Source organism: Mesorhizobium sp. LNJC405B00, assembly GCF_000502615.1.
In the GTDB taxonomy this organism is placed as follows: Bacteria; Pseudomonadota; Alphaproteobacteria; order Rhizobiales; family Rhizobiaceae; genus Mesorhizobium.
This window is the reverse complement of the sequence record NZ_AYWC01000034.1, coordinates 1-22,357: the sequence shown is the minus strand read 5'-3', so window position 1 is coordinate 22,357 and position 22,357 is coordinate 1. Positions and strand designations below refer to the sequence as shown.

18 protein-coding genes and 1 tRNA gene are annotated in these 22,357 nt (G+C 61.8%); 17 read left to right on the top strand and 2 right to left on the bottom strand.

Annotated elements, in window-relative coordinates:
• The first annotated feature begins 164 nt into the window (after positions 1-164).
• The 14 genes from X756_RS137285 (at position 165) to X756_RS137350 (ending at position 17,323) form a co-directional block, all read left to right on the top strand.
• Positions 165-1,730 carry a hypothetical protein gene (locus X756_RS137285; RefSeq protein WP_023731758.1) on the top strand — a complete coding sequence of 522 codons (1,566 nt, stop codon included), beginning with the start codon at positions 165-167 and terminating at the stop codon, positions 1,728-1,730.
• 91 nt (positions 1,731-1,821) lie between these two features.
• Positions 1,822-2,304, top strand: a complete 483-nt coding sequence (locus X756_RS137290) for a group II truncated hemoglobin (protein ID WP_023667442.1) — start codon at positions 1,822-1,824, stop codon at positions 2,302-2,304.
• Positions 2,305-2,464: 160 nt separating this feature from the next.
• A tRNA-Trp gene (locus tag X756_RS137295) sits at positions 2,465-2,540 on the top strand.
• A 429-nt stretch (positions 2,541-2,969) separates the two neighbouring features.
• Positions 2,970-3,431 (top strand): Hsp20 family protein, encoded by a 462-nt coding sequence (locus X756_RS137300; RefSeq protein WP_023667441.1) that lies wholly within the window; start codon positions 2,970-2,972, stop codon positions 3,429-3,431.
• Between the two features lie 73 nt (positions 3,432-3,504).
• Positions 3,505-3,972 (top strand): hypothetical protein, encoded by a 468-nt coding sequence (locus tag X756_RS137305; protein WP_023731757.1) that lies wholly within the window; start codon positions 3,505-3,507, stop codon positions 3,970-3,972.
• 489 nt (positions 3,973-4,461) lie between these two features.
• Complete coding sequence (secE, locus tag X756_RS137310) at positions 4,462-4,665, top strand: preprotein translocase subunit SecE (RefSeq protein ID WP_023667439.1); 204 nt, start codon at positions 4,462-4,464, stop codon at positions 4,663-4,665.
• A 27-nt stretch (positions 4,666-4,692) separates the two neighbouring features.
• A complete protein-coding gene (gene nusG, locus X756_RS137315; protein WP_006333333.1) occupies positions 4,693-5,220 on the top strand; it encodes a transcription termination/antitermination protein NusG in 528 nt (175 codons plus the stop codon).
• Positions 5,221-5,392: 172 nt separating this feature from the next.
• The gene (gene rplK / locus X756_RS137320) at positions 5,393-5,821 is read left to right on the top strand and encodes a 50S ribosomal protein L11 (RefSeq protein WP_006333334.1); all 429 of its coding nucleotides are present in this window, start codon (positions 5,393-5,395) and stop codon (positions 5,819-5,821) included.
• Between the two features lie 4 nt (positions 5,822-5,825).
• Entirely contained in the window at positions 5,826-6,524 is a 699-nt protein-coding gene (gene rplA / locus X756_RS137325) for a 50S ribosomal protein L1 (RefSeq protein ID WP_023667438.1), read from the top strand.
• Positions 6,525-6,898: 374 nt separating this feature from the next.
• On the top strand, positions 6,899-7,417 hold the full coding sequence (gene rplJ, locus X756_RS137330) for a 50S ribosomal protein L10 (protein WP_023667437.1): 519 nt from the start codon (positions 6,899-6,901) through the stop codon (positions 7,415-7,417).
• Positions 7,418-7,471: 54 nt separating this feature from the next.
• Complete coding sequence (gene rplL, locus X756_RS137335) at positions 7,472-7,849, top strand: 50S ribosomal protein L7/L12 (RefSeq protein ID WP_023667436.1); 378 nt, start codon at positions 7,472-7,474, stop codon at positions 7,847-7,849.
• 248 nt (positions 7,850-8,097) lie between these two features.
• Positions 8,098-12,234: a DNA-directed RNA polymerase subunit beta gene (gene rpoB / locus X756_RS137340; protein WP_023686024.1), complete on the top strand. Its 4,137-nt coding sequence runs from the start codon at positions 8,098-8,100 to the stop codon at positions 12,232-12,234.
• 147 nt (positions 12,235-12,381) lie between these two features.
• Positions 12,382-16,578: a DNA-directed RNA polymerase subunit beta' gene (gene rpoC, locus X756_RS137345; RefSeq protein ID WP_023707178.1), complete on the top strand. Its 4,197-nt coding sequence runs from the start codon at positions 12,382-12,384 to the stop codon at positions 16,576-16,578.
• Between the two features lie 79 nt (positions 16,579-16,657).
• Positions 16,658-17,323: an O-methyltransferase gene (locus X756_RS137350; protein ID WP_023702453.1), complete on the top strand. Its 666-nt coding sequence runs from the start codon at positions 16,658-16,660 to the stop codon at positions 17,321-17,323.
• 46 nt (positions 17,324-17,369) lie between these two features.
• On the opposite strand, the gene X756_RS137355 is transcribed toward X756_RS137350, so the two are convergent.
• Positions 17,370-18,305, bottom strand: coding sequence for a Gfo/Idh/MocA family oxidoreductase (locus X756_RS137355; RefSeq protein ID WP_023713030.1), 936 nt, complete (start codon positions 18,303-18,305; stop codon positions 17,370-17,372).
• Between the two features lie 106 nt (positions 18,306-18,411).
• A complete protein-coding gene (locus tag X756_RS137360; protein WP_023713029.1) occupies positions 18,412-18,693 on the bottom strand; it encodes a transcriptional regulator in 282 nt (93 codons plus the stop codon).
• A gap of 484 nt (positions 18,694-19,177) precedes the next feature.
• On the opposite strand from X756_RS137360, the gene rpsL reads away from it, so the two are divergent.
• The 3 genes from rpsL to fusA all read left to right on the top strand — a co-directional run bounded on the left by rpsL (position 19,178) and on the right by fusA (position 22,217).
• On the top strand, positions 19,178-19,549 hold the full coding sequence (gene rpsL, locus X756_RS137365; protein ID WP_006333356.1) for a 30S ribosomal protein S12: 372 nt from the start codon (positions 19,178-19,180) through the stop codon (positions 19,547-19,549).
• A 76-nt stretch (positions 19,550-19,625) separates the two neighbouring features.
• Positions 19,626-20,096 carry a 30S ribosomal protein S7 gene (rpsG, locus tag X756_RS137370; protein ID WP_008875664.1) on the top strand — a complete coding sequence of 157 codons (471 nt, stop codon included), beginning with the start codon at positions 19,626-19,628 and terminating at the stop codon, positions 20,094-20,096.
• Between the two features lie 30 nt (positions 20,097-20,126).
• Positions 20,127-22,217, top strand: coding sequence for an elongation factor G (gene fusA / locus X756_RS137375; protein ID WP_023707177.1), 2,091 nt, complete (start codon positions 20,127-20,129; stop codon positions 22,215-22,217).
• The last annotated feature ends 140 nt before the right edge of the window (positions 22,218-22,357 follow it).

Below are 22,357 nucleotides of genomic sequence, written 5' to 3'. Positions count from 1 at the left end.
TTTGTATCGCTCGACGGATCGCCTCTGTCGTCGTGGCGCTCCCATGAAGAACCTGGCCCATAGCGCATCCTTTGATTCGGACGAAAAGTATGCGCCATCAAAGCCTGGGATCAAACACCTATCCGACGAATGATCCGACGATATGGTCCGAGGATCGCTCGGAGATGAAGTTTGTCGTCGCGCGCAGCAACGCACCGGGCTGCGAGCCCAATTGTCCGGAGTGGATCTCCGCCGAAGGCGACATCGCAGCCGGCACGCCAGCCCTGCTCAAGCGCACCTTGAAGAAGCTTGGCAGCCGCAAACTGCCCATCATCGTCAATTCCTTCGGTGGCAATGTCGAAACCGCGCTCCAGCTTGGCCGGATAATCCGCAAAAACAAGCTCGATATCGCCATCGGCAAGACCGAGTTTCCCGATTGTTGGCCCGGGACAGAGGGTTGTGGCGCCGACTACGGCAAGGGCACGGCTTTTTTCGGCAGAGCGTCTGACGGTGCCAGCTGCAATTCCGCCTGTCCGCTAATGTTTGCCGGAGGCGTCCGGCGCGTCGCCGGCGGCTGGAACTATCTGGGTGTTCATCAGATCACGACCACCTGGTTCCCCTCCACAACGCACTACCGGACCACCTATCGCGTCAAACGGGGCAAAAAATATCGGGTCACCACGCAAACCGTCACTCCCGGTGAAAGCTACAAGACCTATGAGATGAGCAAGGGGTACGCGAGAAAGATCTCGGCCTATCTCCGAGAGATGGGTATCGGGCAGGGCGTGCTGGACTTGATGAAGGCGACGCCGGCCAGCGACATCAGGCAGATCGGCCTCCACGATATGCTGACGATGAAACTGGCCACCAGCACGGACACTCTGGACCTGTTTACCAGAGCAAGTTTGTGCATGTTCGACCCGCCGGCTCCGAACTGCCGGGAAATACCGGGAAACAAGCCAGCCGGCGGACAAACGCCCGTGGCCAAGCCGGCCGTGGTGGCTGCGATCAAGGCAAAGACCGGCCCCCCACTTTCTCAGGCGGCCAAGGCTCCAGCTCCCAAGCCGTTGCAGGCAGCGCCAGGGAATTCGACGCCAGATATGCGCTTCGTTGTCGTTCGCGGCAGAGACTCGCTCTGCAATCCCGATTGCCCGGAATGGATCTCGGCGGAAGGCGCGATGACGCCTCAGACCCCGCAAAAGTTGCGCCAGTTGCTCGACACCCTTGGCAACCGGCGGCTGCCGGTGGTGATCAGCTCACAGGGGGGCAGCCTGTTCAGCGCTCTGGCCGCGGGAAGGCTTATCCATGAACGGAAGCTCGACGTCGCCGTCGCTCGCACCACTATCGTCGGCTGCGACCCGCCCGAGGCAGGCTGCTTGGCCGATAACGGTGCCTATGTCGGGCTGATTAGCGATTTTGGAGTGGAGTGCGATTCGGCCTGCGCGCTCATGCTTGCCGCCGGCGCCAAAAGGCTGGTCGATCCCAAGGCGAGGCTCAGCATGTCCTCGAGGGGACAGACGCAGTTGGTTAAAGCCTACCTGGAGGAGATGGAGATGGACCCAGCTCTGTTCGCCGCGATAGGCTCGGTCGAGCGTCAGCTCGAGCCCGACATGATGCTCAAAGTCGGGCTGACAACCGGGCCGGAGTCGGTGGAGGCGCTAACTGGCCCCGCTATTTGCAAAACCTCACCCAAGCCCGACAACTGTTTGTTTCCGCCGACAGCCAAGGCCGAGTCGCCCGCCAAACTGTAGGCATCGCAGAAACTGGCCATCGAGCCAGGTTGAGCCATGCCCGATTTCTCCGCTATCGTCGTGGCAGGCGTCGCCCGGGGGAGGATCGAGAATGAGCCAGGATATCCCGACACTCTACGAATGGGCCGGCGGCATCGAAGCCCTCAACCGGCTGACGGAAACCTTTTACGACAAGGTGTCGCGCGACCCGGTGGTCGGCCCGGTGTTCAAACACATGTCGCCGGATCATCCCGCGCATGTCGCGGCCTTCATCGGCGAGGTTTTTGGCGGACCCAAGACCTACAGCGAACAGCATGGCGGCCATCGCGAGATGGTCATGCATCACTTGGGCAAGCATCTGACGGAGGAACAGCGCCGCCGCTGGATCAGCTTGCTTGCCGATGCCGCCGATGCGGTCGGGCTGCCGGACGATCCCGAATTCCGTTCCGCCTTCATGGGCTATGTCGAATGGGGGTCACGGCTGGCCAAGATGAATTCCACCCTCGGCGAGACCTGCGACCCGCAGACCGAACCGATGCCGGCCTGGGGCTGGGGCGTGCCGGGCGGGCCGTACAAGCCGCCGGCCGGGGATTGAGCGCCGGCATGCGGCTTCAGGCAGGCGAAAAATCGAGATCGGCAGGGACGGGCTGGTCATCACCTATTCGGATTTCCGGCAAAGGATCTGAAAGCGCGTCAGACAACTCTTTACAGCGCGCCCGGAAGCTTTTAGGAAGCGCCTGCGCTGAAACGCGCGTACGGGCATAGCTCAGTTGGTAGAGCGGCGGTCTCCAAAACCGCAGGTCGTAGGTTCGAGCCCTGCTGCCCGTGCCATTTTCCTCGTTGGAATCCGGCATTTTAGAAACGCCTTGTTTTGGCTCCTCGTTTGGTTGGGCTGAAGCCGCGTACTCGACGAGCGACGTTCCGAAGGCATGCGCAGAGCGAGAGCGCTGATGCGCAATGCCGAAGTCGGCGTATTTCCACGAACCAATTTCCTTGATTCAACTGCCATTGGCGAGCCAATTGCCATTTGCGTTCACAATTCAGAATAGGCCTATTTTGCTGCCGCCAGCTGCTTTTCAGCGGCTGCGAATTATTGGAAGCGGGATGCTGGCCTGGCTACTGGAATTTTTTTGAACAGGGCTCTTGAACCGGTTTTCAGCCCTTCCTAATTCGTTTCCCGCCGAGGCCGATTGGCTTGGCAAAAGGCGGCGCTGCTGGGCGGCGCCCTTGTACCCATGTTGCTTCAAGGAGGATGTGGCTATGAGAACCTTTGACTCTCTCTATCGCAGCACCGTCGGTTTTGACCGTCTTTTCGACATGCCCGACAATGGTACGCGGCCCGACTGGCCACCCTATAACATCGAGAAGGTCGACGAGAACGATTACCGTATCTCGATGGCCATCGCGGGCTTCAGCCAGGATGAGGTTGAGCTGACCCAGCATGGACCCGAACTGGTCGTGGCAGGCCAGAAGGCTGATGACCAGAGCGGACGCCAGCTGCTGCACCAGGGCATCGCCTACCGCAGTTTCAGGCAGACGTTCAAGCTTGCCGACCACATGAAGATCAAGGCAGCAAACCTTGAGAACGGTCTCCTGACCATCGACATCGTCCGTGAGATTCCCGAAGAGCTGAAGCCGCGCCGCATTAGCATCGGGGCCGGCGACGCCCAGGTGGGCAAGCAGATCGCCCAGGATACGGAACGCACCCGCAAAGCGGCCTGATCGTATCGATTCAGTTATCCCTGCGGTCCGCCTCCCGGCTTCGGCCGGGAGGCCCAGATTGCGGAGAATGGAGATGGACAACTTCTACGAGACACCGACACTTTCTGCGGCACGCTCGGGCAAAATTGAAACTTCTTTGTGCCTGCTCGACAATCCAGACAACGTCATCAACCATCCACGCCTCAGCAGTGGAGAAAAGCGGGCACTGCTTTCCTCGTGGGCGTCCGATGCCTGCGCGGTGGAAAACCAGCCTGCCTTGCGCCGCCTGGACAACGGCACGGTAATCCCTGTCGACCAGATTCTGAGTGCGTTGAAGGCTCTGGATGAGAAACCCACGCTGGGGAAAGAGACTTCAGGCCGGGTGCTGCCTTGGCGACCCTCCTCGCGCCGCAGCGTTCTCAAGGCTTGGCGGCGTCGGGGCCGTTCTTTCGGCCCCGACGATGACGACGACCCGCCCCCGTGCCCGGCAGTGATCGCGCCGCGCCCACGCCCACCATGCGGAATCGGCGCAGTGGCCGGGGTCGAACTCGCCTGTGCCTAACTAACCCTGGGTTGATCCAGCTGCCTCGGCATGGGCAGCTGGATTCCAATCTTGCGTGCGCTTCATTTGGTTTCCAAAACAGCAGGTCGCAGGTTCGTCCGCAACGCCATTTCCTCGAACTTGTAATCGCGTGCCTGATTTCCGGATCCACCTCCTGGAATTGGGGTCCGGCATTGAAAAAGGGCAGGTGGCTTGCCATATTGGGCGAACTGAGGCATAAGGCCTCGATAGCCGGGACGGGACGACTGGATGGTTCCGAGGCGGCGTTTGGTCATAAAGCGGACACTTGCCACTTGCGTGGATCAAGAATCGGTTTTATGTAGACACAACAGACACGCGACGCGTGGAGCTGGGAAGCCGGCTTTACGCGTCCGATTTGCATGGGCGAAATGGCGCTGATTCGGCGTCGACTTGAACCCAGGCGGCACGTCCCGGCCAGCGGGATCATCCAGGAGACCCGGCCAACGGGTCTTGAAGACAGAGCGGCATATGGCTTCGAAAACCACAAATCCTTTCGTCTTTCTCCAGCAGGTCCGCGCGGAAACTGCCAAGGTGACTTGGCCGTCGCGCCGGGAGACGATGATCTCGACGGTGATGGTGCTCGTATTCGCGGTCATCGCGATGATCTTTTTCTTCACCGCCGACGTGGCCATGGGCTACGCGATCGAGCGGTTACTGAGCCTCGGCCATTAAGTCCGGCGATTACGGAGAAGTCTTGAAATGACCGCGCGCTGGTACATCGTCCACGCCTATTCGAACTTCGAAAAGAAGGTCGCCGAGGACATTGAGAACAAGGCCAAGCAGAAGGGCCTGTCCGCCGATATCGAGCAGATCGTGGTGCCGACCGAGAAGGTCGTCGAAATCCGCCGCGGCCGCAAGGTCGATGCCGAGCGCAAGTTCTTTCCGGGCTATGTGCTGCTCAAGGCCAATCTGACCGATGCGGTGTTCTCGCTGGTCAAGAACACGCCGAAGGTCACCGGCTTCCTCGGTGACTCCAAGCCGGTGCCGATCACCGAAGCCGAGGCGCAGCGCATCCTGAACCAGGTTCAGGAAGGCGTCGAGCGGCCGAAGCCCTCGGTCACTTTCGAGATCGGCGAGGCGATCCGCGTTTCGGATGGTCCGTTCGCCTCGTTCAACGGTTTCGTCCAGGAAGTGGACGAGGAGCGGGCGCGGCTCAAGGTGGAAGTTTCGATCTTCGGGCGCGCCGTGCCGGTCGATCTGGAATTCGGACAGGTCGAAAAGGGCTGATCCGAAAACCCTGCGCCGGTTCGCCGGCAAGGGGAGGCGGCGCGGAAAGCGCGCGGCCATGAACGGGTGGGAGGCGAATGCGGCTTTAGCCGGCCGCGCGGACCGCACCACCAGACTGCAACCGCCGGTGTTCCCGATACTGGGGCCGGCATGAGATAAAGGCAGGAAAGAGATGGCTAAGAAAATTGCAGGCCAGCTCAAGCTCCAGGTCAAAGCGGGATCGGCTACGCCGTCTCCGCCGATCGGCCCGGCACTTGGTCAGCGCGGCATCAACATCATGGAATTCTGCAAGGCGTTCAACGCGCAGACCCAGGAAATGGAAAAGGGATCGCCGATCCCGGTCGTCATCACCTATTACCAGGACAAGTCCTTCACCTTCGTCATGAAGACGCCGCCGGTGAGCTACTTCCTGAAAAAGGCGGCGAACTTGACTTCGGGTTCGAAAGAGCCGGGCAAGATCAAGGCCGGCACGATCGGTCGCGACAAGGTGCGCGCCATCGCCGAACAGAAGATGAAGGATCTGAACGCAAACGACGTCGAGGCGGCCATGCGCATGGTCGAGGGCTCCGCCCGCTCGATGGGTCTGGAAGTGGTGGGCTGAGATCATGGCAAAGATTGCAAAGCGTGTATCGAAGTCCCGCGACGGCATCGACCCCAACAAGGCCTATGCCCTTGGTGAGGCGCTGAAGCTGCTCAAGGACCGTTCGACGGTGAAGTTCGACGAGACCATCGAAGTTGCGATGAACCTCGGCGTCGACCCGCGCCATGCCGACCAGATGGTCCGCGGCGTGGTCAACCTGCCGAACGGCACCGGCCGCTCTGTCCGCGTCGCCGTGTTCGCACGTGGCGGCAAGGCCGATGAGGCTCGCGCCGCCGGCGCCGACATCGTCGGTGCCGAGGATCTGGTCGACATCGTCCAGAAGGGCACGATCGACTTCGATCGCTGCATCGCCACGCCGGACATGATGCCGCTGGTCGGCCGTCTGGGCAAGGTGCTGGGCCCGCGCGGCATGATGCCGAACCCGAAGGTCGGCACCGTCACCACCGACGTCGCCGCCGCCGTCAAGGCATCGAAGGGCGGCGCTGTCGAGTTCCGCGTCGAGAAGGCCGGCATCGTTCATGCCGGCGTCGGCAAGGTCTCGTTCGACGTCAAGGCGCTGGAAGAAAACGTCCGCGCCTTCGCCGATGCCGTGACCAAGGCAAAGCCGGCTGGCGCCAAGGGCAACTACGTCAAGAAGGTGTCGGTCACCTCGACGATGGGCCCGGGCCTCAAGCTCGACGTCTCGACGCTCGCAGCGTCTTGATACGAACATCTGGATCGGCTGCCAAGGCGCTGATCCGCAAGTGAATTCCGGGCCTCCGACTTGTCGGCGGCCCGGTACCGGAAGTCGAGAGGCTTCCGGACATCCTGTCCGAGATTGCAGGCGGCCCAGAAGCCTTAATTGAACTAGGCCTGCATGAGACGGGTGAAAACCGGACAACGGAGCGACAAGCTCCAATGAAAGGTTCGAACCGTGTTTGCCTTTTGTCTGCGCATCTCCGGCTTGCCGTCGATGTGGCGAAAGGGGGCAGGATCCTCGAGCGTCGTTCGGGAGATCTGTAATGGATGGCCCGGCCGGCAAAAAGGCAACCCGACGCCTGTCCCACTAGCGGGGCAGGGGTCAACTGGAGATAGGCAGTGGACAGAGCGGAAAAACGCGAACTCGTCACGGGCCTGAATGGTGCCTTTGCAGGCGCTGGTTCAGTCGTCGTGGCCCACTACGCCGGTATCACCGTCGCGCAAATGAACGACCTTCGGTCGAAAATGCGCGCTGCCGGTGGCACCGTCAAAGTCGCGAAGAACCGTCTCGCCAAAATCGCTCTTCAGGGCACGGACTCCGCATCGATCATCGACCTGTTCAAGGGACAGACGCTGATCGCTTATTCGGAGGATCCGATTGCGGCGCCGAAGGTCGCGTCCGATTTCGCCAAGGGAAATGACAAGTTGGTCATTCTCGGCGGCGCAATGGGCACCACCTCGCTCAACGCCGACGGTGTGAAGGCACTCGCCACACTTCCGTCGCTCGATGAGTTGCGCGCCAGGCTGGTTGGCATGATCGCCACGCCGGCAACCCGGATCGCCCAGATCGTCAATGCGCCAGCGGCTTCGGTCGCGCGCGTCATCGGCGCTTACGCCCGGAAGGACGAGGCGGCATGAGGCCGTTCCTCGCTATCACAAACACACGTTCGAACCTGATGAAGGAATACAACAATGGCTGATCTGGCAAAGATCGTAGACGACCTTTCGAAGCTGACCGTCCTCGAGGCGGCCGAGTTGTCGAAGCTTCTGGAAGAAAAGTGGGGCGTTTCGGCTGCTGCTCCGGTGGCGGTTGCCGCTGCCGGCGGCGCTGCCGCTGCTGCTGCTCCGGCTGAGGAAAAGACGGAATTCGACGTCGTCCTCACCGAGGCAGGCGCTCAGAAGATCAACGTCATCAAGGAAGTCCGCGCCATCACCGGCCTGGGCCTCAAGGAAGCCAAGGATCTGGTCGAAGCAGCTCCGAAGCCGGTCAAGGAAGCCGTTTCCAAGGCTGACGCTGAGAAGTTCAAGGCCCAGCTGGAAGCAGCCGGCGCCAAGGTCGACCTGAAGTAAGCGTAAAAGCGGCGGGCGGCCTCGCGCCGTCCGCCACTCCCTTCACCAGAGGGGAGGATGCGTAGCGCGAGATGTACGAGAACCTCTTTCCTGAGGGCCGAAACCGGCCTTCAGGAAACGGGTTTTCTCCCGTTTTAGCCGTCGCCGCCAGGCGGCGGGAAACAGATCAGGGGCCGCCGCCGAGGTGGCCGCGCATGCAAGGTGAGCCGCGGCGAGGCTCGCCCCGAGTTTATAGCTAAGGAGCGACGATGGCCCAGACCCAGACTTTCAATGGCCGCAGACGCGTACGCAAGTTCTTCGGAAAGATTCCGGAAGTTGCGGAGATGCCGAACCTGATCGAGGTTCAAAAAGCATCCTATGACCAGTTCCTGATGGTGGCGGAGCCCAAGGGTGGGCGTCCGGACGAGGGACTGCAGGCCGTTTTCAAGTCGGTTTTCCCGATCTCCGATTTCTCCGGCTCCTCGATGCTGGAGTTCGTGAAGTACGAGTTCGAAGGACCGAAATTCGACGTTGACGAATGCCGTCAGCGCGACCTGACCTATGCCGCGCCACTCAAGGTGACGCTGCGCCTCATCGTGTTCGATATCGACGAGGATACCGGCGCAAAGTCGATCAAGGACATCAAGGAGCAGGACGTCTATATGGGCGACATGCCGCTCATGACGCTCAACGGCACCTTCATCGTCAATGGCACGGAGCGCGTCATCGTCTCGCAGATGCACCGTTCGCCGGGCGTCTTCTTCGACCATGACAAGGGCAAGTCGCACTCCTCGGGCAAGCTTTTGTTTGCGGCGCGCGTCATTCCCTATCGCGGTTCGTGGCTCGACATCGAGTTCGATTCCAAGGACGTCGTGCACGCCCGTATCGACCGCCGCCGCAAGATTCCGGTGACGTCGCTCTTGATGGCGCTCGGCATGGACGGCGAAGAGATCCTGTCGACCTTCTACAACAAGATCACCTACAAGCGCGCCGGCGACCACTGGCGCATCCCGTTCAACGTCGAGCGTTTCCGCGGCCTGAAGGCCGTTGGCGACCTCGTCGATGCCGACACCGGCGAAGTTGTCGTCGAGGCCGGCAAGAAGATCACCGCCCGCCAGGCAAGGGCGCTTGGCGAAAAGGGTCTGAAGGCGATCAAGGCGACCGACGAGGATCTGCTCGGCAACTACCTGGCCGAGGACATCGTCAACTACGGCACCGGCGAGATTTTCCTCGAAGCCGGCGACGAGATCGACGAAAAGACGCTGAAGGTGCTGCTCGGCACGGGCGAAAGCGAGATCAAGGTTCTCGACATCGACCACGTCAATGTCGGCGCCTACATCCGCAATACGCTCAACGTCGACAAGAACGAGAGCCGCCAGGACGCACTGTTCGACATCTACCGTGTCATGCGCCCGGGCGAGCCGCCGACGCTTGAAACCGCCGAAGCCATGTTCAACTCGCTGTTCTTCGACTCGGAGCGCTACGACCTGTCGGCCGTCGGCCGCGTCAAGATGAACATGCGCCTCGAGCTCAAGGCTGAGGATACCGTGCGTGTGCTGCGCAAGGACGACATCCTGGCCGTGGTCAAGACGCTGGTCGAGCTGCGCGACGGCAAGGGCGAGATCGACGACATCGACAATCTCGGCAACCGCCGCGTGCGTTCTGTCGGCGAGCTGATGGAGAACCAATACCGCGTCGGCCTGCTGCGCATGGAGCGCGCGATCAAGGAACGTATGTCCTCGATCGAGATCGATACGGTGATGCCGCAGGACCTGATCAACGCCAAGCCGGCGGCTGCCGCCGTGCGCGAGTTCTTCGGTTCCTCGCAGCTGTCGCAGTTCATGGATCAGACCAACCCGCTGTCGGAGATCACCCACAAGCGCCGCCTGTCGGCACTTGGCCCGGGCGGTCTGACCCGCGAGCGCGCCGGCTTCGAAGTGCGCGACGTGCACCCGACGCATTACGGCCGCATCTGCCCGATCGAGACGCCGGAAGGCCCGAACATCGGTCTGATCAACTCGCTGGCGACCTTCGCGCGCGTCAACAAGTACGGCTTCATCGAAAGCCCGTACCGCAAGATCGTCAACGGCAAGCTGACCAATGAGGTCGTCTATCTCTCCGCTATGGAAGAGTCCAAGCACCACGTCGCGCAGGCCAATGCCGAGCTCGACAAGAATGGTGGTTTCGTCGACGAATTCGTCATTTGCCGCAGCGCCGGCGAAGTGATGATGGCGCCGCGCGAAAACGTCGATCTGATGGACGTGTCGCCCAAGCAGATGGTGTCCGTGGCCGCGGCGCTGATCCCGTTCCTCGAGAACGACGACGCCAACCGCGCGCTGATGGGCTCCAACATGCAGCGTCAGGCCGTGCCGCTGGTGCGCGCCGAAGCGCCGTTCGTAGGCACCGGCATGGAGCCGATCGTTGCCCGTGACTCGGGCGCCGCCATCGGCGCCCGCCGCGGCGGCATCGTCGACCAGGTGGACGCGACGCGTATCGTCATCCGCGCCACGGAAGATCTCGATCCCGGCAAGTCGGGCGTCGACATCTACCGGCTGATGAAGTTCCAGCGTTCGAACCAGAACACCTGCATCAACCAGCGTCCGCTGGTGCGCATGGGCGACCGCGTCAACAAGGGCGACATCATCGCCGACGGTCCGTCGACCGAGCTCGGCGATCTGGCGCTCGGCCGCAACGTGCTGGTCGCGTTCATGCCGTGGAACGGCTACAACTACGAGGACTCGATCCTGCTCTCCGAGCGCATCGTGGCCGACGACGTCTTCACCTCGATCCACATCGAGGAATTCGAGGTCATGGCCCGCGACACCAAGCTTGGACCGGAGGAAATCACACGCGACATTCCGAACGTTTCGGAAGAAGCGCTGAAGAACCTCGACGAAGCCGGCATCGTCTATATCGGCGCGGAAGTGCAGCCGGGCGACATCCTGGTCGGCAAGATCACGCCGAAGGGCGAAAGCCCGATGACGCCGGAAGAAAAGCTCCTGCGCGCCATCTTCGGTGAAAAGGCGTCCGACGTTCGCGACACCTCGATGCGCATGCCTCCGGGCACCTTCGGCACCGTCGTCGAAGTGCGCGTCTTCAACCGCCACGGCGTCGAGAAGGACGAGCGCGCCATGGCGATCGAACGCGAGGAGATCGAACGCCTCGCCAAGGACCGCGACGACGAGCAGGCGATCCTCGACCGCAACGTCTATTCGCGCCTTTCCGACGTTCTCGTCGGCAAGGAAGCGATTGCCGGGCCGAAGGGCTTCAAGAAGGGCTCGAAACTGTCGAAGGACACGCTTGACGAGTATCCGCGTTCGCAGTGGTGGCAGTTTGCGGTGGAGAACGAAAAGCTCCAGAGCGAACTGGAAGCCCTGCGTGGCCAGTACGACGATTCCAAGAAGGCGCTCGAGCAGCGCTTCATGGACAAGGTCGAGAAGGTCCAGCGCGGCGACGAAATGCCTCCGGGCGTCATGAAGATGGTCAAGGTCTTCGTGGCCGTGAAGCGCAAGATGCAGCCGGGCGACAAGATGGCGGGACGTCACGGCAACAAGGGTGTCGTGTCGCGGATCGTTCCGGTCGAGGACATGCCTTTCCTCGAGGACGGCACGCATGCCGATATCGTGCTCAACCCGCTGGGTGTGCCGAGCCGCATGAATGTCGGCCAGATCCTGGAAACGCATCTGGGCTGGGCATGCGCGGGCATGGGCAAGAAGATCGGCGAGCTGATCGACGCGTACAAGACGGCTGGAGACATCAAGCCGTTGCGCAAGACGCTCGAGAGCTTCATCCCAGCCAACGACCGCAACGAGCCGGTCCGCGAATATGACGACGAGAGCATCGTTCGCCTCAGCGAGCAGATGCGCCGCGGCGTCTCTATCGCGACACCGGTGTTCGACGGCGCGCATGAAGTCGACATCAACATCATGCTGGAGCAGGCGGGCCTGCACACCAGCGGTCAGTCGCAGCTCTATGACGGACGCACCGGCGAGCCGTTCGATCGCAAGGTGACGATGGGCTATATCTATATGCTCAAGCTTCACCACCTGGTGGACGACAAGATCCACGCGCGTTCGATCGGTCCGTACTCGCTCGTTACCCAGCAGCCGCTGGGCGGCAAGGCGCAGTTCGGTGGCCAGCGCTTCGGCGAAATGGAGGTCTGGGCGCTGGAAGCCTATGGCGCCGCCTACACGCTGCAGGAAATGCTGACGGTGAAGTCGGACGATGTCGCCGGCCGCACCAAGGTCTACGAGGCGATCGTGCGCGGCGACGACACGTTCGAGGCCGGCATTCCCGAGAGCTTCAACGTGCTCGTCAAGGAAATGCGGTCTCTCGGCCTCAATGTCGAGCTGGAGAACACCAAGCTCGACGACAACCCTGTCCGGCTGCCAGATGCTGCCGAATAGGGGCGCGGCCGAGTAAGCAAGACATCCGGTCGCGGAACGCCGCGACCGGATGCGACAAATTCTACGGCCAGTGGGCCGACCACTCAGCGGGCATTTGGCCCGCGTTAGATGCAAGGGGTTTTCGAGGACCCCGAAAAGGAGAACGGCATGAACCAAGAGGTCATGAATCTCTTCAATCCGCAGGCGCCGGCGCAGGTGTTCGATTCCATCCGGATATCGCTCGCCAGCCCTGAGAAGATTCTGTCCTGGTCGTTCGGCGAGATCAAGAAGCCGGAGACCATCAACTACCGCACCTTCAAGCCGGAGCGTGACGGTCTGTTCTGCGCGCGCATTTTTGGCCCGATCAAGGACTATGAATGCCTATGCGGCAAGTACAAGCGCATGAAGTACAAGGGCGTCATCTGCGAAAAGTGCGGCGTCGAAGTCACGCTGTCGCGCGTTCGCCGCGAGCGCATGGGCCACATCGAGCTGGCGGCACCTGTCGCTCACATCTGGTTCCTGAAGTCGCTGCCGTCGCGCATCGGCACGCTGCTCGACATGACCCTGAAGGACATCGAGCGCGTCCTCTACTTCGAGAACTACATCGTCACCGAGCCTGGCCTCACCGCGCTGAAGGAGCACCAGCTGCTCAGCGAGGAAGAGTACATGATCGCCGTCGACGAGTATGGCGAGGATTCGTTCACCGCCATGATCGGCGCCGAGGCCATTCATGACCTTCTGGCCGGCATGGACCTGGAGAAGATCGCCGGCGACCTGCGTTCGGAACTGGCTTCGACCACGTCCGAGCTGAAGCAGAAGAAGTATCTGAAGCGGCTCAAGGTCGTCGAGAACTTCATGGAGTCCGGCAACCGTCCGGAATGGATGATCATGAAGGTGGTTCCGGTGATCCCGCCGGACCTGCGCCCGCTGGTTCCTCTGGATGGTGGACGTTTCGCGACGTCCGACCTGAACGATCTCTATCGCCGCGTCATCAACCGCAACAACCGTCTGAAGCGGCTGATCGAGCTGCGCGCCCCCGGCATCATCGTGCGCAATGAAAAGCGCATGCTGCAGGAAGCCGTCGATGCGCTGTTCGACAACGGCCGTCGCGGCCGCGTCATCACCGGCGCCAACAAGCGTCCGCTGAAGTCGCTGTCGGACATGTTGAAGGGCAAGCAGGGCCGGTTCCGCCAGAACCTGCTCGGCAAGCGCGTCGACTATTCGGGCCGTTCGGTCATCGTCACCGGTCCGGAGCTCAAGCTGCACCAGTGCGGCCTGCCGAAGAAGATGGCGCTCGAACTGTTCAAGCCGTTCATCTACGCCCGCCTCGACGCCAAGGGGTTCTCCTCGACCGTCAAGCAGGCCAAGAAGCTGGTCGAGAAGGAGCGTCCGGAAGTCTGGGATATCCTCGACGAGGTCATCCGCGAGCATCCGGTGCTCTTGAACCGTGCGCCGACGCTGCACCGCCTCGGCATCCAGGCGTTCGAGCCGATCCTGATCGAAGGCAAGGCGATCCAGCTGCATCCGCTGGTCTGCACGGCCTTCAACGCCGACTTCGACGGCGACCAGATGGCCGTTCACGTGCCGCTCTCGTTGGAAGCGCAGCTTGAAGCCCGCGTGCTGATGATGTCGACCAACAACATCCTGCACCCGGCTTCCGGCGCGCCGATCATCGTGCCTTCGCAGGACATGGTCCTGGGTCTCTACTATCTCTCGATCGTCAATCAGAACGAGCCGGGCGAAGGCATGGTGTTTGCCGACATGGGCGAACTCCAGCACGCGCTCGAGACCAAGGCGGTGACGCTGCACTCCAAGATCAAGGGTCGTTTCCGCACGGTCGACGCCGAAGGCAAGGTCGTGTCGAAAATCTACGACACCACGCCTGGCCGCATGATCATCGGCGAGCTGCTGCCGAAGAACGTCAATGTGCCTTACGAGACGGCCAACCAGGAGATGACCAAAAAGAACATCTCCAAGATGATCGACACCGTCTACCGCCACTGCGGTCAGAAGGAGACGGTCATTTTCTGCGACCGCATCATGGCCCTCGGCTTCAGCCACGCCTGCCGCGCCGGCATTTCGTTCGGCAAGGACGACATGCTGATCCCGGACGCCAAGATCAAGCTGGTTTCCGACACCGAAGCTTTGGCCAAGGAATACGAGCAGCAGTACAATGACGGCCTGATCACTCAGGGCGAGAAGTACAACAAGGTCGTCGACGCCTGGGCCAAGTGCTCGGAAAAGGTCGCCGACGAGATGATGGCCCGCATCAAGGCCGTCGAGTTCGAGGACAGTGGCCGTCAAAAGCCGATGAACTCGATCTACATGATGTCGCATTCGGGTGCGCGTGGTTCGCCCACCCAGATGCGTCAGCTCGCCGGCATGCGCGGCCTGATGGCAAAGCCCTCGGGTGAAATCATCGAGACGCCGATCATCTCGAACTTCAAGGAAGGCCTGACCGTGCTCGAGTACTTCAACTCGACCCACGGCGCCCGCAAGGGTCTGGCCGACACCGCCTTGAAGACGGCGAACTCGGGTTACCTCACCCGTCGTCTGGTCGACGTGGCGCAGGACTGCATCGTCAACTCCGTGGATTGCGGCACCGACAAGGGCCTCACCATGCAGCCGATCGTCGATGCCGGTCAGGTCGTCGCTTCGGTCGGCCAGCGCGTGCTGGGCCGCACCTCGCTCGACGACATCACGCATCCGCTTTCGGGTGAGGTTCTGGTCAAGGCCGGAACGCTGATGGACGAACGTGACGTGGAAAAGATCGAAAAGGCCGGCGTGCAGTCGGTCCGCATTCGCTCGGCACTGACCTGCGAGGTCAGGATCGGCGTCTGTGCGGTCTGCTACGGACGCGATCTTGCCCGCGGCACCCCGGTCAACCAGGGCGAAGCCGTCGGCGTCATCGCGGCGCAGTCGATCGGCGAGCCGGGCACCCAGCTCACCATGCGTACCTTCCACATGGGCGGTACGGCGCAGGTGGTGGACAGCTCGTTCCTTGAAGCCTCGTATGAGGGCAAGGTCGAGATCCGCAACCGCAACGTGGTGCGCAACTCGGACGGCCAGCAGATGGTCATGGGCCGCAACATGGCGGTGCTGATCCTCGACGAAGCCGGCAAGGAGCGTGCCTCGCATCGCCTTACCTATGGTTCGCGCATCTTCGTGGACGATGGCGACAAGGTGAAGCGCGGCCAGCGTATCGCCGAATGGGATCCCTATACCCGCCCCGTCCTCACCGAAATCGAGGGCAAGGTGTCGTACGAGGATCTGGTCGACGGCATTTCCGTTCAGGAAACGGCCGACGAATCGACCGGCATCACCAAGCGCGAGGTTATCGACTGGCGCTCGACGCCACGCGGCAACGACCTCAAGCCGGCGATCGCCATCCTTGACCCGAAGGGCAAGGTCGGCAAGCTGTCGAAGGGCGGCGACGCCCGCTTCCTGCTCTCGGTCGAGGCCATTCTTTCGGTCGAGCCGGGTTCGCAGGTTCGTCCCGGCGACGTTTTGGCGCGTATCCCGATGGAAAGCGCCAAGACCAAGGACATCACCGGCGGTCTGCCGCGTGTTGCCGAACTGTTCGAGGCACGTCGTCCGAAGGATCACGCCATCATCGCCGAGATCGATGGCACGATCCGCTTCGGCCGCGACTACAAGAACAAGCGCCGCATCATCATCGAGCCGCATGACTCGACGCTTGAGCCGGTCGAATACCTGATCCCGAAGGGCAAGCCGTTCCATCTCCAGGACGGCGACGTCATCGAGAAGGGCGACTACATCCTCGACGGCAATCCGGCGCCGCACGACATCCTGGCGATCAAGGGCGTGGAAGCACTTGCTTCCTACCTCGTGAACGAAATCCAGGAAGTCTACCGTCTGCAGGGCGTGTCGATCAATGACAAGCACATCGAGGTGATCGTTCGCCAGATGCTGCAGAAGGTCGAGATCACGGTGCAGGGCGACTCGACCTACATTCCGGGCGACCACGTCGACGTGATCGAACTGGAAGAGGTCAACGAGCGCCTGGTCGAGGACGGCAAGAAGCCGGCCGAAGGCCAGCCGGTGCTGCTGGGCATCACCAAGGCCTCGCTGCAGACGCCGTCCTTCATCTCGGCCGCCTCCTTCCAGGAGACGACCAGGGTGCTGACCGAAGCTGCGGTTGCCGGCAAGACCGACATGCTGCAGGGCCTGAAGGAAAACGTCATCGTCGGCCGGCTGATCCCGGCCGGTACCGGCGGCACGATGAGCCAGATCCGGCGCATCGCCACCTCGCGCGACGAACTGATCATCGACGAGCGCCGCAAGGCCTCCGGTGTCGAGGTCGCTGAGCCGATGCTGACCGACATGGTCAACGCCGCGCAGTAAGCGCGGTAGGACGAGAAGAAGGAAGGGGGCCCCAGTGGCCCCTTTTCGCGTTTTGACCCCCAATCGAATCGAGGAAAACATGAGCAAGAAGGTTTGGACTGACGTCGACGACTACATCGTTTCCTCTCTCTTCGAGGCAGATCCCATCCTCGAAGCGGTGCTTGCGGCCAACCGCGACCAGGGCCTGCCGGCCATCGACGTATCGCCGGCGCAGGGCAAGCTGCTGTCGCTGCTGGTCCGCATCAGCGGCGCCAGGAAGGTGCTGGAGATCGGCACGCTTGGCGGCTACTCGACCATCTGGATGGCAAGGGGATTGCCCGTCGGCGGCAAGATCGTGACGCTCGAACTCGAGCCGCATCATGCAAAAGTCGCGCACTCGAATCTCGAGCGGGCAGGGGTGTCGGACAAGGTCGAGCTCAGGATCGGCCCCGCGCTTCAGTCGCTTGAGACGCTGGTTGCCGAAAATGCCGCTCCGTTCGATCTGATCTTCATCGACGCCGACAAGCCGAACAATCCGAATTATCTGTCATGGGCCATGCGCCTGTCGCGGCCGGGGACGGTCATCATCTGCGACAACGTCATCCGCGACGGCACCGTGCTCAACGACGATGGCCGTGACGCGTATGTCGAAGGCGCACGCGGTGCGTTTTCCTTCATCGGCGGCGACAATGGCCTGGACGGCACCGCCATCCAGACCGTCGGCGCCAAAGGCTATGACGGGTTTGCGATTGCGATCGTCGAGTAAGGCTGCATGGTGAGTGTCCGGACTGCGGTCCGGCAGAACTCATCGCTCAATCGAAGAACGCTTCCACCACATTGCGCTTGCCGAGCATGAACGCGTCGGCGACGTGCTGCAGGGGTGCCAAATCGACATCGGAGACGCCGTCGCGTACGACTTCGGCGAAGCGCCGGTAAAGCTGGGGGTATTCGGCCTCCGGCTCGTCGTGAACCAACTTGCCGTCGATGGCAAGCTTGGTGCCGCCGCCGGACAGCACCATCTTGCCCTTGTCGGTGTCCGCCCGGATGTCCCAGCTCTGTGGTCCCGTCTGCAGCCAGTCGAGCTCCATGGTCACCGGCAACCCATCCGAGGTGCGGAAGGTCACGTGGGCCGCCACAGGCGAGGCGCGGTTTTCCGGGAAGTCGAGGACGGCCGAGGTGATGAACATCGCCGGCAGGATGTGGGTTGCGATCGACAGTGCGTTGATGCCGGGATCGAAGACGCCGAAACCTCCCGGCGCCCAGATCCAATCCTGGTTCGGGTGCCAGCGGCGGACATCTTCCTTCCAGACGATGGCGGCCGAGTTGACCTTGGCGGACGCCAGGAAGGCGCGCGCGGCCTCCACTGCCGGCGCGTAGCGCGAATGCCAGCTGGCGAACAGTGAAACGCCATTGGCTGCCGCCAGCCGCTTCAGGTCCTCGACCTCACTGACAGTGGCGCCCGGCGGCTTCTCCAGGAAAACATGCTTCTTCGCAATCAGCGCCGTGCGTGCCGCGTCGTAGCGGAACTGCGGCGGCATGCACAGCGACACGGCCTCGAGTTCCGGCACCGCGTCGAGCATCGCCTCAATGGTCGGAAAATTCGGGATGCCGTCCACCTTGCCGTGCCGGCTGGCGGCGGCGATGAGGCGGTAGTCCGCATCCTTCGCCACTGCCGGCAGATGCTGGTCGCGCACGATCTTGCCGACGCCGACGATGCCGAGCTTGATGGGACCATTGTTCGAGGGCATGGGAACTCCGCGGATTCGAATTTGGCTGGTTAAGTCGCCCGGTTCTTAGCAGAGAACCGGTGCCGGGCAAGCCGGCGCGGTGACAGGCGCAAGCAGCCGGCGACGCTCAGAGCGGAACCTCGAACGTAACGATCGACACTTCGCCTTCGAGCGCGCCCTGGAAGGCCGACAGATGCGGCTCCTCGTCGGGTACGCCCTCCATATCGCCGATCTGGTCGAGCTCAGCTTCGGCATAGCCTTCGGCGGCGAGCGATTCGAGCGCCCGGCGCACGGCCGAATCGTCGTCGGGCGCGACCAGCATCACATGCACGCCTTCCGGCTTGCCGCCCTTCTTTTTCCAGACGCGGCCGGTGATGATGGTGACCGGGCGCTCCTCATTGTCGTTCACGGGCTGATTCCTTTTGAGACGGGTGCGGGCGAGGGGATTTGCGCTGTCCATGGCGCCTTTTGCCATGAAGAACCCGCGCATGACAGCCAAAAGCCGGTCAGCGCGGGTCACTTTCTTCCTCTGCCTTGCAAAATGAAGAAAGAAAATTACATGCGTCTTTCACATGGCTGCCAAGCCGTCGTCAGCGCGCAATATTTGGCGTGCCGGGGTTGACGGTTCACGGTCTTGCGAGTAGAAGCCGCCCAGTCAGAACCGATGTGAGGCTCTCCCTTCCGAAGCGACACGCTTTGGAGTTTGCCTCAAACAGGGTTCGTTTTACGAGCGAAAAGACATTTCCGGCGCGCATGAAGCGGTTCCCGCTTCCTCTGCATTTTGTTCGGGCAGGACCGCGAGGCGCGGTTTATGGCCCGAATTTGCGTATGGAATTGGCGCTTTGAGCGGCCCTGACCGGGCGAGACACGGAATTGAGAGACAAGAGGGTTTAATGCCTACCGTCAACCAGCTGATCCGCAAGCCGCGCATTGCGCCGGTGAAGCGCAACAAGGTCCCGGCCATGCAGCAGAACCCGCAGAAGCGGGGCGTCTGCACGCGCGTCTATACAACGACGCCGAAGAAGCCGAACTCGGCACTGCGCAAGGTGGCCAAGATCCGCCTGACCAACGGCTTTGAAGTGATCGGCTACATCCCCGGCGAAGGCCACAACCTTCAGGAACACTCCGTGGTCATGATCCGCGGCGGCCGCGTCAAGGATCTTCCGGGCGTGCGCTACCACATCATCCGCGGCGTGCTCGACACGCAGGGCGTGAAGAACCGCAAGCAGCGCCGTTCGAAGTACGGCGCCAAGCGTCCGAAGTAAGGGGCGTCCGAAGTAAGATTTTCCGGCCCTGGCGCTGCTTGAATGCGTCGGGCTACGAGATTGAGAGACAAAAGCCATGTCGCGTCGTCACAGTGCAGAAAAGCGTGAGATCAATCCGGACCCGAAGTTCGGCGATCTGATCGTCACCAAGTTCATGAACGCCGTTATGTATGACGGCAAGAAGTCGGTTGCCGAGACCATCGTCTACGGTGCGCTCGACCAGGTTCAGTCGAAGACCAAGCAGGAGCCGGTCACCGTCTTCCATCAGGCTCTCGACAATGTCGCGCCGCATGTGGAAGTCCGGTCGCGCCGCGTCGGCGGCGCTACCTACCAGGTTCCGGTCGATGTGCGCCCCGAGCGCCGCCAGGCCCTGGCGATCCGCTGGCTGATCGCCGCGGCCCGCAACCGCAACGAGACCACCATGGTCGACCGCCTCTCCGGCGAGCTGATGGACGCAGCCAACAACCGCGGCACCGCCGTGAAGAAGCGTGAAGACACCCACAAGATGGCTGAAGCCAACCGCGCTTTCGCACACTACCGCTGGTAAAGCGCGAACGAGACTGAGAAGGCATCCAAGATGGCCCGCGAATACAAAATCGAAGACTACCGCAATTTCGGTATCATGGCGCATATTGACGCCGGCAAGACGACGACCACCGAGCGCGTCCTCTATTACACGGGCAAGTCGCACAAGATCGGCGAAGTCCACGACGGCGCTGCCACCATGGATTGGATGGAGCAGGAGCAGGAGCGCGGCATCACCATCACGTCCGCCGCCACCACGACCTTCTGGAAGGGTCGCAGCGGCAAGATGTACCGCTTCAACATCATCGACACTCCCGGACACGTCGACTTCACCATCGAAGTCGAGCGTTCGCTGCGCGTGCTCGACGGCGCCATTGCGCTGCTCGATGCCAATGCCGGTGTCGAGCCGCAGACCGAGACTGTCTGGCGCCAGGCCGACAAGTACAAAGTTCCGCGCATGATCTTCTGCAACAAGATGGACAAGATCGGCGCCGACTTCTACCGCTCGGTCGAGATGATCGGCTCGCGTCTTGGTGCGCATGCCGTCGTCATGCAGCTGCCGATCGGCGCTGAGACTGAATTCAAGGGCGTTGTCGATCTCGTCGAGATGAACGCGCTGGTCTGGCGCGACGAGACGCTGGGCGCAGCCTGGGACGTCGTCGAGATCCCGACCGATCTCCAGGCCCGTGCCGAAGAATACCGCGAGAAGATGATCGAAGCCGCTGTCGAAATGGACGAGACGGCACTCGAGAATTACCTCGAAGGCAAGATGCCGTCGAATGACGAGATCCGCGCGCTGATCCGCAAGGGCACCATCGCCGTCAAGTTCTACCCGATGTTCTGTGGCTCGGCCTTCAAGAACAAGGGCGTGCAGCCGCTGCTCGACGCCGTCGTCGAATACCTGCCGTCGCCGGCCGATGTTCCCGCCATCAAGGGCGTCGACGCCAAGACCGACGCCGAGATCGAGCGTCATGCCGACGACAACGAGCCGCTGTCGATGCTGGCCTTCAAGATCATGAACGACCCGTTCGTCGGTTCGCTGACCTTTGCCCGCATCTATTCGGGCAAGCTGACCAAGGGCATCTCGGTCGATAACACCGTCAAGGGCAAGAAAGAGCGCATCGGCCGCATGCTGCAGATGCATGCGAATTCGCGCGCCGACGTCGAAGAAGCCTTTGCCGGCGACATCGTTGCTCTGGCTGGCCTCAAGGACACGACCACCGGCGACACGCTCAGCGATCCGCTGCACCCGGTCATCCTCGAGCGCATGGAATTCCCCGATCCGGTCATCCAGATCGCCATCGAGCCGAAGACCAAGAACGACCAGGAAAAGATGGGCCTCGCCCTTCACCGCCTGGCTGCCGAGGATCCGTCCTTCCGTGTCAAGACGGACGAGGAAAGCGGCCAGACCATCATTTCGGGCATGGGCGAACTTCACCTCGACATCATCGTCGACCGCATGCGTCGCGAGTTCAAGGTCGAGGCCAATGTCGGCGCGCCGCAGGTGGCTTACCGCGAGACCATCACCCGCAGGCACGAGCAGGACTACACCCACAAGAAGCAGACCGGCGGTACCGGTCAGTTCGCCCGCGTCAAGATCGTGTTCGAACCGAACCCGGAAAGCTCGGAGTTCGAGTTCGAGACCAAGATCGTCGGCGGTGCGGTTCCCAAGGAATACATCCCGGGTGTCGAAAAGGGCATCAACAGCGTCATGTCGTCGGGTCCGTTCGCGGGCTTCCCGATGATCGGCGTCAAGGCGACGCTTATCGACGGCGCTTACCACGATGTGGACTCCAGCGTTCTGGCCTTCGAAATCGCCGGCCGCGCCTGCTTCCGTGAAGCCGCACCCAAGCTTGGCGTGCAGCTGCTCGAGCCGATCATGAAGGTCGAAGTCGTGACCCCGGAAGACTATGTCGGCAGCGTCATCGGCGACCTGAACGGCCGTCGCGGCCAGATCCAGGGCCAGGAAGCGCGTGGCGTGGCTGTCGTCATCAACGCGATGGTGCCGCTGGCCAACATGTTCAAGTACGTCGACAACCTGCGCTCGATGAGCCAGGGCCGCGCGGCCTACACGATGCAGTTCGATCACTATGAGCCTGTGCCGACCGCGGTCGCCCAGGAAGTCCAGAAGAAATACGCGTAACCTGAACGGGTTGCATCGGTAACTTAATTCAAGGCCCGTACGGGCGAGCAGATTGGAGACATCACATGGCAAAAGGTAAATTCGAGCGTAACAAGCCTCATGTGAACATTGGCACGATTGGCCACGTCGATCATGGCAAG

Excerpts from the sequence above, each read along its gene's own strand:
- rpsG (WP_008875664.1), top strand. The coding sequence starts at position 19,626 with ATGTCGCGTCGTCACAGTGCAGAAAAGCGTGAGATCAATCCGGACCCG.
- rplL (WP_023667436.1), top strand. The coding sequence starts at position 7,472 with ATGGCTGATCTGGCAAAGATCGTAGACGACCTTTCGAAGCTGACCGTC.
- X756_RS137285 (WP_023731758.1), top strand. The coding sequence starts at position 165 with ATGAAGTTTGTCGTCGCGCGCAGCAACGCACCGGGCTGCGAGCCCAAT.
- X756_RS137355 (WP_023713030.1), bottom strand. The coding sequence starts at position 18,305 with ATGCCCTCGAACAATGGTCCCATCAAGCTCGGCATCGTCGGCGTCGGC.
- rplK (WP_006333334.1), top strand. The coding sequence starts at position 5,393 with ATGGCTAAGAAAATTGCAGGCCAGCTCAAGCTCCAGGTCAAAGCGGGA.
- X756_RS137300 (WP_023667441.1), top strand. The coding sequence starts at position 2,970 with ATGAGAACCTTTGACTCTCTCTATCGCAGCACCGTCGGTTTTGACCGT.
- rpsL (WP_006333356.1), top strand. The coding sequence starts at position 19,178 with ATGCCTACCGTCAACCAGCTGATCCGCAAGCCGCGCATTGCGCCGGTG.
- secE (WP_023667439.1), top strand. The coding sequence starts at position 4,462 with ATGGCTTCGAAAACCACAAATCCTTTCGTCTTTCTCCAGCAGGTCCGC.
- fusA (WP_023707177.1), top strand. The coding sequence starts at position 20,127 with ATGGCCCGCGAATACAAAATCGAAGACTACCGCAATTTCGGTATCATG.
- X756_RS137290 (WP_023667442.1), top strand. The coding sequence starts at position 1,822 with ATGAGCCAGGATATCCCGACACTCTACGAATGGGCCGGCGGCATCGAA.
- rpoB (WP_023686024.1), top strand. The coding sequence starts at position 8,098 with ATGGCCCAGACCCAGACTTTCAATGGCCGCAGACGCGTACGCAAGTTC.
- nusG (WP_006333333.1), top strand. The coding sequence starts at position 4,693 with ATGACCGCGCGCTGGTACATCGTCCACGCCTATTCGAACTTCGAAAAG.
- rplA (WP_023667438.1), top strand. The coding sequence starts at position 5,826 with ATGGCAAAGATTGCAAAGCGTGTATCGAAGTCCCGCGACGGCATCGAC.
- X756_RS137305 (WP_023731757.1), top strand. The coding sequence starts at position 3,505 with ATGGACAACTTCTACGAGACACCGACACTTTCTGCGGCACGCTCGGGC.
- X756_RS137350 (WP_023702453.1), top strand. The coding sequence starts at position 16,658 with ATGAGCAAGAAGGTTTGGACTGACGTCGACGACTACATCGTTTCCTCT.
- rpoC (WP_023707178.1), top strand. The coding sequence starts at position 12,382 with ATGAACCAAGAGGTCATGAATCTCTTCAATCCGCAGGCGCCGGCGCAG.